At 35.2% G+C, this 11,952-nt stretch carries 11 protein-coding genes; 9 read left to right on the forward strand and 2 right to left on the reverse strand.

The window, feature by feature from the left end; genetic code table 11:
- Positions 1–9: 9 nt before the first annotated feature.
- The 6 genes from galT to relA all read left to right on the forward strand — a co-directional run bounded on the left by galT (position 10) and on the right by relA (position 7,482).
- Positions 10–1,059 (forward strand): galactose-1-phosphate uridylyltransferase, encoded by a 1,050-nt coding sequence (gene galT / locus J6569_RS01235; RefSeq protein WP_065589413.1) that lies wholly within the window; start codon positions 10–12, stop codon positions 1,057–1,059.
- Positions 1,060–2,217, forward strand: a complete 1,158-nt coding sequence (gene galK / locus J6569_RS01240; RefSeq protein WP_296317240.1) for a galactokinase — start codon at positions 1,060–1,062, stop codon at positions 2,215–2,217.
- Positions 2,208–3,209 carry a galactose-1-epimerase gene (gene galM / locus J6569_RS01245; RefSeq protein WP_296317242.1) on the forward strand — a complete coding sequence of 334 codons (1,002 nt, stop codon included), beginning with the start codon at positions 2,208–2,210 and terminating at the stop codon, positions 3,207–3,209. Before galK ends, galM begins: the two co-directional genes overlap by 10 nt.
- A gap of 166 nt (positions 3,210–3,375) precedes the next feature.
- Entirely contained in the window at positions 3,376–3,864 is a 489-nt protein-coding gene (gene coaD, locus J6569_RS01250) for a pantetheine-phosphate adenylyltransferase (protein ID WP_065575058.1), read from the forward strand.
- Between the two features lie 12 nt (positions 3,865–3,876).
- Positions 3,877–5,220 carry a 23S rRNA (uracil(1939)-C(5))-methyltransferase RlmD gene (gene rlmD / locus J6569_RS01255; RefSeq protein WP_296317246.1) on the forward strand — a complete coding sequence of 448 codons (1,344 nt, stop codon included), beginning with the start codon at positions 3,877–3,879 and terminating at the stop codon, positions 5,218–5,220.
- Positions 5,221–5,223: 3 nt separating this feature from the next.
- Positions 5,224–7,482 carry a GTP diphosphokinase gene (gene relA / locus J6569_RS01260; RefSeq protein ID WP_296317247.1) on the forward strand — a complete coding sequence of 753 codons (2,259 nt, stop codon included), beginning with the start codon at positions 5,224–5,226 and terminating at the stop codon, positions 7,480–7,482.
- A gap of 47 nt (positions 7,483–7,529) precedes the next feature.
- Here relA and folA read toward each other — a convergent pair whose 3' ends face one another.
- Together folA and J6569_RS01270 are read right to left on the reverse strand one after the other, a co-directional pair.
- On the reverse strand, positions 7,530–8,033 hold the full coding sequence (folA, locus tag J6569_RS01265; RefSeq protein WP_174798681.1) for a type 3 dihydrofolate reductase: 504 nt from the start codon (positions 8,031–8,033) through the stop codon (positions 7,530–7,532).
- A gap of 10 nt (positions 8,034–8,043) precedes the next feature.
- Complete coding sequence (locus J6569_RS01270; RefSeq protein WP_296317250.1) at positions 8,044–9,108, reverse strand: MJ1255/VC2487 family glycosyltransferase; 1,065 nt, start codon at positions 9,106–9,108, stop codon at positions 8,044–8,046.
- Positions 9,109–9,328: 220 nt separating this feature from the next.
- On the opposite strand from J6569_RS01270, the gene J6569_RS01275 reads away from it, so the two are divergent.
- The 3 genes from J6569_RS01275 to J6569_RS01285 all read left to right on the forward strand — a co-directional run bounded on the left by J6569_RS01275 (position 9,329) and on the right by J6569_RS01285 (position 11,922).
- A complete protein-coding gene (locus J6569_RS01275) occupies positions 9,329–9,706 on the forward strand; it encodes a hypothetical protein (RefSeq protein WP_296317253.1) in 378 nt (125 codons plus the stop codon).
- A gap of 121 nt (positions 9,707–9,827) precedes the next feature.
- On the forward strand, positions 9,828–11,372 hold the full coding sequence (locus tag J6569_RS01280; protein WP_174798684.1) for a multicopper oxidase family protein: 1,545 nt from the start codon (positions 9,828–9,830) through the stop codon (positions 11,370–11,372).
- A 205-nt stretch (positions 11,373–11,577) separates the two neighbouring features.
- Positions 11,578–11,922, forward strand: coding sequence for a hypothetical protein (locus J6569_RS01285; RefSeq protein WP_296317255.1), 345 nt, complete (start codon positions 11,578–11,580; stop codon positions 11,920–11,922).
- Positions 11,923–11,952 lie beyond the last annotated feature (30 nt).

An 11,952-nucleotide genomic window follows, 5' to 3' on the forward strand; every position in this document is an offset into this window, starting at 1 on the left:
GAGGCAAAAATGGATATTTTTAACCCAGTTGACCATCCTCATCGTCGTTACAACCCATTGACCAATCAATGGGTACTTGTTTCACCACATAGGGCAAAACGCCCATGGCAAGGACAACAAGAAGTATTAAACGAAGAGCAAAAACCAAGTTATGATCCAACTTGCTTTTTGTGCCCAGGAAATAAACGGGTAACAGGAGATATCAACCCCCAATATAAGGGAACATTTGTTTTTACTAATGATTTTGCAGCATTAATGAAAAATACTCCAGAATCACCAAAAAACGCCGATCCTTTATTCCAAATGCAAAGCGCAAAAGGTACTAGTCGAGTTATCTGTTTTTCACCCGATCACAGTAAAACATTACCTGAACTTGATTTACCTGCAATTGAAGGAGTAATTAAAACTTGGATAGAACAGCAACAGGAGTTGGGTGAAAACTATCCTTGGGTACAAGTGTTTGAAAACAAAGGATCAGCAATGGGGTGCTCTAACCCTCATCCACATGGACAAGTTTGGGCAAATAGCTTTTTACCAAATGAGATTGCGCGTGAAGATCTAAATATGCGTAATTACTTTGAAAAATATCATCGCAATTTATTGGTTGATTATGCTGAAAAGGAACTTATTAATCGTGAGCGAATCGTTGTAGAAACTAAGTATTGGCTTGCCGTTGTTCCTTTTTGGGCAATATGGCCATTTGAAACATTATTATTACCAAAAATTCACATTCCACAATTAACCCAATTAAATGACAAACAACAAAGTGATTTAGCAATTGCGCTCAAAAAATTAACGAGTCGCTACGATAATTTATTTCATTGCTCTTTCCCATACTCTATGGGCTGGCATGGTGCGCCATTTATGCAAGATAAAAATGATTATTGGCAAGTACATGCACATTTTTATCCCCCTTTATTACGTTCCGCCACAGTAAAAAAATTTATGGTAGGTTACGAAATGTTAGCCGAAGTACAACGTGATTTAACCCCAGAGCAAGCAGCTGAAAGGTTACGTAACGTTAGTGATGTGCATTATAAAGACAAAAAGGATAAATAGATGAACGCATTAATCAAAGCAACTACACAAGCATTTGAATCTAAATTTGATTATAAACCCGATACACTTATACAAGCCCCCGGTCGTGTAAATTTGATTGGCGAGCATACCGATTATAATGATGGTTTTGTTTTACCTTGTGCTATCGATTATCAAACGATAATAAGTTGTCACAAACGTTCAGATAATCTTGTTCGAGTTATTGCGGTTGATTATGATAATCAACAAGATGAATTTTCTTTAGATTCTCCTATTGAAAAACATCCAGATTATATGTGGGCTAACTACATACGTGGGGTGGTAAAGCACTTAAAAAAATATGCAAATAATATCCATGGCGTCGATTTTGCTATTAGTGGAAACGTTCCTCAAGGAGCAGGACTAAGTTCATCAGCATCTCTAGAGGTTGCGGTAGCTAAAATGTTCCAAGTTCTTTATAACTTGGCTTTAGATGGCACCAAGTTAGCCCTAATTGGTCAAGAGGCCGAAAACCAATTTGTTGGTTGCAATTGTGGCATCATGGATCAACTAATATCTTCCCTTGGACAAAGCCAACATGCATTATTAATTGATTGTCGTTCATTAGAAGTTAAACCAGTCTCAATTCCTAAAGATTTTGCTGTAGTTATCATCAATTCAAATATCAAACGAGGATTAGTTGATAGTGAATATAATACTCGACGTAAACAGTGTGAAGCAGCAGCACAAGCCCTTGGGGTAAAAGCCTTAAGAGACGCGTCCTTAACTGAATTACAACATATTGAAAACACGCTCGATCCAATTGTCTTTAAACGAGCTCATCATGTAATCACTGAAAATGAGCGCACACTAAAGGCAGCACAAGCTCTTACAGATGGTGATTATAAATTATTATCAAAACTCATGGCACAGAGTCACAATTCAATGCGTGATGATTTTGAAATTACAGTCCCCGCTATTGATTATCTAGTTGAAATAATTCACGGTGTAATTGGTGAACAAGGCGGTGTTCGCATGACAGGCGGTGGCTTTGGTGGTTGTATTGTGGCAATAGTACCAAAAGATAAAGTTGATGCTGTTAAAACCGTTGTTAGCGATAGTTATGCTAAAAAATTCGGTATTAAAGAAGATTTTTATGTCTGTAAACCAAGTGAAGGAGCACACGCGATATGCCTATAACGCAAATTATTGAACTGTCCAATAAACAAGGAATGCGAATAAAACTTTCAAACTGGGGAGCTACATGGCTTTCCTGTGAATTGCCCGTTAATGGACAGACTCGTGAAGTGCTACTCGGCTGTCGCTCACTTGAACAATACCAACAACAGGATGCCTATTTAGGTGCTACAATAGGCCGATATGCTAACCGTATTGCCAATGCTACTATTAATATTGACAATAAACAATATTATCTCACTGCGAATCAAGGTGTAAATCAATTACACGGCGGAAAATTAGGCTTCGATAAACAATTATGGTTAATTCAAACTTGCTCCGATCAGCAAGTGACCTTCCTTTTGATTTCACCTGATGGTGATCAAGGTTTTCCTGGTGAGTTGAATGTAACTGTAACGTATAAACTCACCGATGACAATCAAGTAATTATCTTGTTTAATGCAACTACAACAAAAACTACGCCAGTGAATTTGACTAATCATGCTTACTTTAATCTAGATGGTGAAATAAGCAAGAATATACTTAATCACAGATTAAAAGTAAATGCTAACTATTATTTGCCAGTTAATGCCAATGGTATCCCTAATAAGGGCTTAGCTAGTGTTGCCATGCACGATATGGATTTACGTCAACCAAAACTTTTATCGGAAAAACTACTTGAAAGCGCAGAAAGGCAAATAACTGGTGGTTATGATCATGCTTATTTATTAGATAAAACCAAAGCGATAGCCGCTCAACTCATTTCATCTGATAAAAAAGTAACAATGAATGTTACTACAACCAAACCGTCATTACAGATTTATACAGGTAACTTTTTACAACATACACCAAACCGGCATAATGGTGAATGTGGAAATTTTGCTGGCATAGCATTAGAAAGCCAATTTTTACCGGACAGCCCTAATCATCCTGACTGGCCACAACCAAGCTGCTTTTTACAACCAGAACAAATATATGAACATTACACTGCTTACCAATTTTTTATAAATCAATAAGTTGTTTGACTTAATTATTGCCGTATATTAATAACATCTAGCTTTTTCATATTTACATTACTAGAAATCTAACAATTTGAGCAAAAGAATTTTGCACGGTTAAACTAACAATCCTAAGTAAAATTAGGTATGATACAGTCATCATACCTAATGGATAATATTAAATATGAAAAGCAAAAGTTTAACTGCTATTTTTCCGGGTACTTTTGATCCCATCACTAATGGTCATATTGATCTTGTTACACGAGCTTCGTTACTGTTTCCTCGATTAATTGTCGCTATTGCCGAAAATCCTAATAAAAAAACACTCTTTACTCTAGAAGAACGCGTAAATTTAGCGTCAACAGCAGTTGAACATTTACTCAATGTCGAAGTTATTGGCTTTGACAATTTAATGGCTAATTTTGCACAAACCCATAATGCCACAGTTATCGTTCGAGGCGTTCGTACAACACACGATTTTGAATACGAAAGGCAACTTGCCGAAATGAATCGTGCATTAAAATCTGATTTAGACACTATCTTTTTAATGCCATCAATTGCAATGGGATTTATTTCATCGACAATAGTAAAAGATGTTGCCTACCATGGCGGTGATATAACAAATTTAGTACCACTACATGTCAAAACAGCTTTATTAAAACGCTTAACATAAATAAAAACGTCTATGGTTAATTTTTACACTCCACAAAGAAAAAAGTTCACACCACAAAAATTGACAGTAACTATTTCATCTTTAGATGCCTTTGGGCAAGGTGTGGCCAATCATAAAGGTAAAACAATTTTTGTAAAATCAGCCTTGCCTGATGAAACCGTTGATATTGAGTTAACTGAAAATAAGAAAAATTACGCTAAAGCTAAAGTCATTAGATATCATAATCAAAGCAAATACCGCGTTAAACCTCTATGTGAATATTATCAACAATGTGGAGGTTGTGAGCTACAACATATTGCACCACAGATGCAACAACAAGCAAAATATGATGCGTTGATAAATCTATTACAAAAAGAGACAGGACAACCTTTATCAAATATCGTTAAAAATTCACCGCAAATTATTGCCGATCAACCTTACCATTATCGTCGACGTGCAAGACTTTCAATTAATATCGTTAAAGGCCAATTAGCAATTGGATTTCGCCAAGCAGAATCTAATCAAATAATCAATATCAAACATTGTCCTGTATTAGTTGATGAATTAGATTCATTGCTAGCACCATTACAAAGCATGCTCAATAACATAAAACAGAAAAAAGTACTGGGTCACGTTGAACTAATTTCGGTCGATAGTGGTATTATTCTTGTTTTAAGGCACACTATGCCTCTAAGCAATCATGATGTTAACCTATTAAAAGAATTTGCCGAAAATAACAATATTTCACTTTATTTTCACGGCGATGATTTAATACATATTGCCGGTAATACTGAGCATTTTTATTTAATTAATCATTTAAAATTAACATTCAGCCCTCTAGATTTTATTCAGGTAAATTGTAAAATTAATCAAAAGATGATCGAACAGGCGCTTAACTGGCTAACTTTACAACCAACAGATCGGGTTTTAGATCTGTTTTGCGGAATGGGCAATTTTTCGTTACCTATAGCAAAATTAAGTAAAACTGTAACGGGAGTTGAAGGTGTTGATACCTTGGTTGAAAAAGCAAAATTCAACGCTATATTAAATAATACTGAGATTTGTGCGGAAACTAATTTTTTAACCAGCAATTTAGATGATTCTCAACAATTTTCGATATGGAGTCAATCACAATATAATTATAATAAAGTATTATTAGATCCAGCAAGAGCAGGAGCGTTTAATGCAACAATAGAAATTGCAAAATTAGCACCATCAAAAATTGTTTATATATCGTGTAATCCTGCTACACTAGCTCGAGATAGTAAACAACTTATCGATGCAGGATATCAAATTGCTCAAATTGCTATTTTAGATATGTTTCCGCAAACCAAACACATTGAATCAATGTTGTTGCTAATAAAATCAGGAACATAAGTTATGGTATCTATTAGAGGCGCACACCAACATAGTGAAGAACACTATTCCCTTGCTCAATTTGATGTAGAACAATGGGTAAAACAAGAATTGTTATTAACTAATCCTGCATCTTATAAGAAGTTTAGAGAAGTTTGGGATTTTTGTTTTGAAAACAGCGCAGGTGCATCAGAGCAAATTTTCTGTTTCCAAAATGCGATAGAAATGGTCGAAATTCTATCGACACTTAATATGGATATTAATAGTTTATGTGCGGCTTTATTGCTTCCTTTTGTTGATAGCAAAATTATTCGCCGAGAAGATATTCCAGAAGATTTTGATCGTGAAATTTCTCATATTATTTCTAGTATTGTTAGGATGAAAGAAATTCGCCAATTACGAGCAATTCGTAACGGCAGTGCTACTTCCGAACAAATTGATAGTATTCGCCGAATGCTACTAGCGATGGTAAATGACTTCAGAAGTGTAGTGATTAAATTGGCAGAACGCATTACCTACTTACGCAATTTAATCAATGCACCTCAAGAAGAACAGGTCCTTGCAGCTAAAGAATGTTTTAACATCTATGCGCCCTTAGCCAACCGTTTAGGCATAGGTCAATTAAAATGGGAGCTAGAAGATTTCTGCTTCCGCTATTTACATCCAGATGAATATCGATTAATAGCAAAAAAATTGCAAGAAAAACGATTAGATCGTGAACTGTACATCAAACAATTTGTAAGCCATTTACAAGATTTGATGAATCAAGATCATATTCGAGCTGAGGTATACGGTCGTCCTAAACATATTTATAGTATATGGCGAAAAATGGAGCGTAAACACCTTCAATTCGAAGATTTATATGATATTCGTGCTGTGCGCATTATCTGCGATCGTATTGAAGATTGTTATAATGCATTAGGTATTGTCCACAGCCATTATAAACATATCGCAAAAGAATTTGACGATTATGTAGCAAATCCTAAACCAAATGGTTATCAATCGATCCATACTGTTGTTTATGGTCCACAAGATAAAGCAATCGAAATTCAAATTCGTACTGAAAAAATGCACAATGAGGCTGAACTAGGTATTGCTGCACATTGGAAATATAAAGAAGGCAGTACCGACAAAATGACAGCTTATGATCAACGAATTTCTTGGTTGCGTAAATTATTAACATGGCAACAAGAAATGTCGGAAAGTGGTGAAATACAAGAAGCCGTTCGTAGCCAAATTTTTGATGACCGAGTTTATGTTTTTACGCCTAAAGGTGATGTTGTTGACTTGCCTGCTAGGTCAACTCCACTTGATTTTGCTTATCATATACATAGCGATGTGGGTCACCGCTGTATTGGAGCCAAAGTAGGCGGGCGAATTGTACCATTTACCTATAATTTAAAAATGGGCGATCAAGTTGAAATCATTACCCAAAAACAACCAAATCCTAGTCGAGATTGGCTAAATCCGAATACAGGATTCGTTAATAGTAGTCGTGCCAGAGCTAAAATTCAAGCCTGGTTTAAAAAGCAAGATCGAGATAAAAATATCGCCACAGGTGAGCAAATTTTACAAAGTGAACTTGAACCTTTAAACATTAGTGTAAAAAGTGTCGAAAAAATCTTAATTAATAAATATAACGCTCATTCATTTGACGAGGTATTAGCAGGTATTGGTAGTGGTGATGTAAGGATTAACCAATTAGTTAACTTTATCAATGCACAATTTAATAAACCAACTGCTGAAGAGGAAGATGAAGCAGCATTAAAACAGATTGCCCAAAAAACGAATATACAATCTAAAAATACTAATAAATTCAACAACAAAAAAGGAAGTGAAATTATTATTGAGGGTGTGGGTAACTTAATGTATACCATTGCAAACTGTTGCCGCCCTATTCCTGGCGATCTAATTGTGGGGTTTGTAACTCATGGGCGAGGTATTTCAATTCACCGAGCTGATTGTGAGCAATTGCAAGACCTTAAAAATCATGCGCCTGAACGTATTACTCACGCTGTTTGGAACAACAATACCCAATCAAGTTATACCATGGTGATAAAGATTGTTGCCAACGATCGAAGTGGTTTATTGCGAGATATCACCACGATTTTAGCTAATGAAAAGGTTAATGTTCTTGGTTTAATGAGCCGTTCAGATATGAAGCAACAATTAGCCACTATCGACGTAGATATGGAAATTTTTGATCAAGATTCGTTAAATCGAGTGCTCAATAAAATAAAACAACTACCCGATGTTATTAAAGCTAAACGTTTTCAAGGTTAATTAACATGTTAAATTGCCACTTTTTTAGTGGCAATTAAGTTTAATATTTATTGCTTTCTCTCTAAAATTTCAAACTGATATGAATAGCTATTTTTATCGTCAGGTTGGTGTCCTTCTTGATAAATAACTTGCCATTGCTCAGGTGAATAATCAGGGAAATGGGTATCCCCCTGTAGTTCCGCATCTATGTGCGTTAAATAAAGTCGATTTGCTAACGGTAAAGTCTGCTTATAAATATTACCACCACCAATAATAAATGCCTCATCAACATTCTGTTCTTGGGCTAACACTATGGCGGCATCAATTGATTGAACCCAGCTTACATTTTGAGTTGAATTACATTCACTTGGTGCTTGCTTTGAAATAATAATATTATGACGATTTGGTAGTGGACGACCAATAGACTCAAATGTCTTCCTTCCCATAATAACGGGTTTATTAAGTGTATTTTTTTTAAACCATGCCAAATCTGCAGGTAAATGCCAAGGCATTTGATTATTTAAGCCAATTACACGATTATCGGCCATGGCTACAATAATACTTAATATCATATCCGTTCCTTTACACATACCCTAAAGATTTTATTCGCTGATTGACATGCTCAGGAAAGATAGTTTGACTCCAAAGTCGTTCGCTTAAAGAAAGTAACGACTCTTTTTGTCCAGCAACGATCCAATTAGACAATTCTGTAGCAACATCAGGGTATATTATTGGTTTTGGTGAAGGTAAATCTAACCAATACTTAAGTTTGATACAGTTTAAACTTTCCATAACCGTTGCCATATCAAGAGATCGTAAACATTGAGCATTATAAATTTGTTCAAATTGACCTACCACAGGCTTAGTAAGAATCTTTTTACCAAGCGTTAATGCTTCAGAAATCAATGCAAAGCCCGTATTTGAAATAATGCCAGAGCAATTGACTAAAGCTTGCGTAAAACTATTACGACTAAGAGGTTGAAAATTAATATTACCTCGTTGCGATTCTTGCTTTATATCTGGGTGAAAACAGATAAATTGATGATCTTGAAATTGTTTTAACATACCAATGATTTCATCTATACCTTCAAACGGCAAATAAACCACAATGCTGCCATCTTCTGTTGGTGTGTCATTAAATGAATCAATCATCGGTGGCAATAACTTATGCCCAAAATGAAACCAATGCAAACCAATAGGTTTAGTAACTGGCGCATAATATTTCATAATTACATTGGCAACTAACCCATATTCTTTAGGTTTAAGATATTGGCATACGGCCTGATTACTTATACCTAAACAGTCACGTTGCTGATGATGTGCGGCCCAAGCAGTGACTGGCTCAAAATCACTAATAATACAATCATACTTTGATAAATCGAGTTCCCGCACGTCTTTAATCAGCCTGAAAGCGCGAATTCGTTGTATGGTTTTACGAAAATTAATTTTACCGTTTAGTGTTGCAAAGGTGACACCTCGATAAGTCTTATAATCACCAAAAACTTGCATATCAAAATAGTCTTTAGGATCACGTCCACTAAAAATATAATCAACATCAGCTCCAGCTTTTTTTAATGCTTTAGCTAAAGTTCTACAACGACTGACATGGCCATTTCCTGTTCCTTGAACACCAAAGAGAATCTTCATATCAATATTATTTGCCAATTATTATTGATAAATATCATACCAGAACACGTCATAATTATCTTATTTTTTTTACACATTAACTTAAAATTTTAGTATTTTTAATATATTAATAGACAAGTCGACAAATCAATAGAATTAAATTAAACTAGTTATATCAAGGTGATATTTAAACTTTAAGTAGGGCTATTATTTATTTTACAAAAAATAGCGAGATATCAAGATGCCTATAACACCCCAAAATAAACCAATTTGCCAAATAATTGTATTAGCATCAATACTATTTTGGTTTAGTTATTCTTCATGGCATTTATCTAACTTACTATTATCACCAGCTTTAACTTGTCATTCTGCTCATTTCACATCTGAATTAACACCTAAACACGAATCTATTTCTAACGAGCCAGTTTTGGTTTTGCGAAAAAACACGATCATATCATCTTGTGCTTTGTTTCATCAGTGTTCAACCTGTAATATTTTAAATTCTCATTTTCCTACAAAACTTTATATTTCGTCTAGCAGTGAACGATATCTGCCCATTAAGCCTATTCTACAATATAACGAATTTATTCCAGAGTTAAGACCGCCGCAAGCTGTTTAATTGATTTATGTAAATAAAAGCAGTAAGTAACACAACACGTAATAACTGAATTATATTGATATTTGTTTTATCAGTATAACCAGCAGGTTATTGTTAAACTTAACTATTTTTGAGGAACATCATGAAACGCCGAAATTTTTTGATAAATATTACCACAGCTATCGGTGGATTGGTCGCAACTAAAGCTATAGCCCAAATGGGGCACAATAATATGCATGACACAATGTGTGATACTCATTCTGATGAATGTCAAAAGGGGGATAATATGCACCAACACATGAATATGGACATGAATCACAATCAAATGCCGCAAAAACTTTTATCGACTTCAGCACTACCACAAGGAATGGATCTACCAACTTTGACCAACTTAAAAAATGAGAGCAAGCAAAAAGGTATTTTTGAAGCAACATTACATATAAAACCAACCAAAATTGCATTAACGCCAGATTTAACTACGGAATTTTGGACCTATAATGGAATGATACCTGGTCCGAAAATTGAAGTATTTGAAGAAGACCATGTTAAAATCACTGTAAAAAATGAACTTACTCAATCAACGACAATTCATTGGCACGGCTTGCTCATTCCATCTGATCAAGACGGCAACCCACAAAACGAAATTCCAGCAGGAGGCAGTCGAACTTATGAGTTTACCATTCCTAAAGATACGGCTGGCACTTATTGGTATCATCCTCACGGACACAATACAGTAGCAGAACAAGTTTATCGAGGTTTAGCTGGTACATTTATTGTTCGTAGCAAACACGATCCACTTGCATCGTTCCCTGAACAAAATTGGTTCTTTTCTGACTTAAAATTAACCGACAAAGGCCAAATTGCTGATAATTCAATGGTTGATTGGATGAATGGACGTGAAGGCCAATTTGTATTGATAAATGGCAGTTACCGCCCAAAAATCAAAATAGATTCAGCCACACATATCCGAGTATGGAATTCGTGTTCAGGTCGATATCTCAATCTTTCTATCCCTAACTGCGATGTTTTTTTAGTTGGCACTGATGGTGGACTATTAGCTAAACCCTATCTGCTTACCAAACCCTTATTATTAACTCCGGCTGAACGTGCTGAATTAGTCATAATACCAAAACAAACTGGTACTGTATATTTACAATCAATCGGTTATGATCGCAATAAAATGGGCAATGTACCACCAGAACAAGATATAATATTAGGTGAGTTAACACTGACTAAATCCGATCCAATCACCTTACCAAACACATTAAACCAACTACCTAATATGGGGCCTGTTGTCGTCCATAAATTACTGGAATATACCGAAGTGATGGATATGAAAGAGCCGCGTGGTGGTGTGTTATTTTTAATTAATGGTAAACGTCATGACATGTCGCGAATTGATCTAAAAAGCAAAATTCACGATATTGAAGAATGGACAATATTCAATAATTCCCATATGGATCACAATTTCCACATCCATGGCGCACAATTTATTGTACAATCGCACGAGTTAAATGGTAAAAAAACTCAGCCTGATTATATTGCCTTAAAAGATACCATTAATTTGCGACCACACGAAAAACTTACCATCAAAATACAGCAAAATCTTCCTGGGCTTCGCATGTATCACTGTCACATTATTGAACATGAAACAACGGGCATGATGGGGCAATTAATGGTGGAATAATATTTCTTTCTTTATTCCTTTCCTTGATTCAATTTTTAGTATGGTTGGATTAAGGGAAGTTAAATTAACAAAAACTCGCTTATCATTACCGAAAAAAAAGCGAGTTTTTATAAACCTATCATCTTATTAAAATTCCTTTTATTAAATTATTCCCCTTGTAATAAGGGTTTTTTCTTTTGCTAAAAAATGCTAAAATGCACAGATTATGATCGTCATTAACTATTGGCAAAAACTCCGCAAACGATTGATTATTAAAACCGCTTTGTCGCACTTATTATTAGGTGTGATTGCTGCTGGGTTTGGTTTATGTCAAAACGAAGCGCTCCCATCGGAATCTGATGTTTCGCACAGTAGAATTATTGCTATTACATCCATTGTACAAGATCACAGAGAAACAGCACAAAGAAAGCCACAAACACTAGCATGTTCCCAAAAACAGCATACTGTAGTACTTTTAATAATGCCTAATTATGATGATCTTTCCCCTAGCAAGGCAATCCGACTATCCCCTTACAACGGCATACGAGCTGGACCAAAAACTACCTCTTAGAATTTACGCACAAATAAAACTAATTTTTAT

Origin of the sequence: Gilliamella sp., from assembly GCF_024104075.1 — a bacterium.
Taxonomy (GTDB): domain Bacteria; phylum Pseudomonadota; class Gammaproteobacteria; order Enterobacterales; family Orbaceae; genus Gilliamella; species Gilliamella bombi.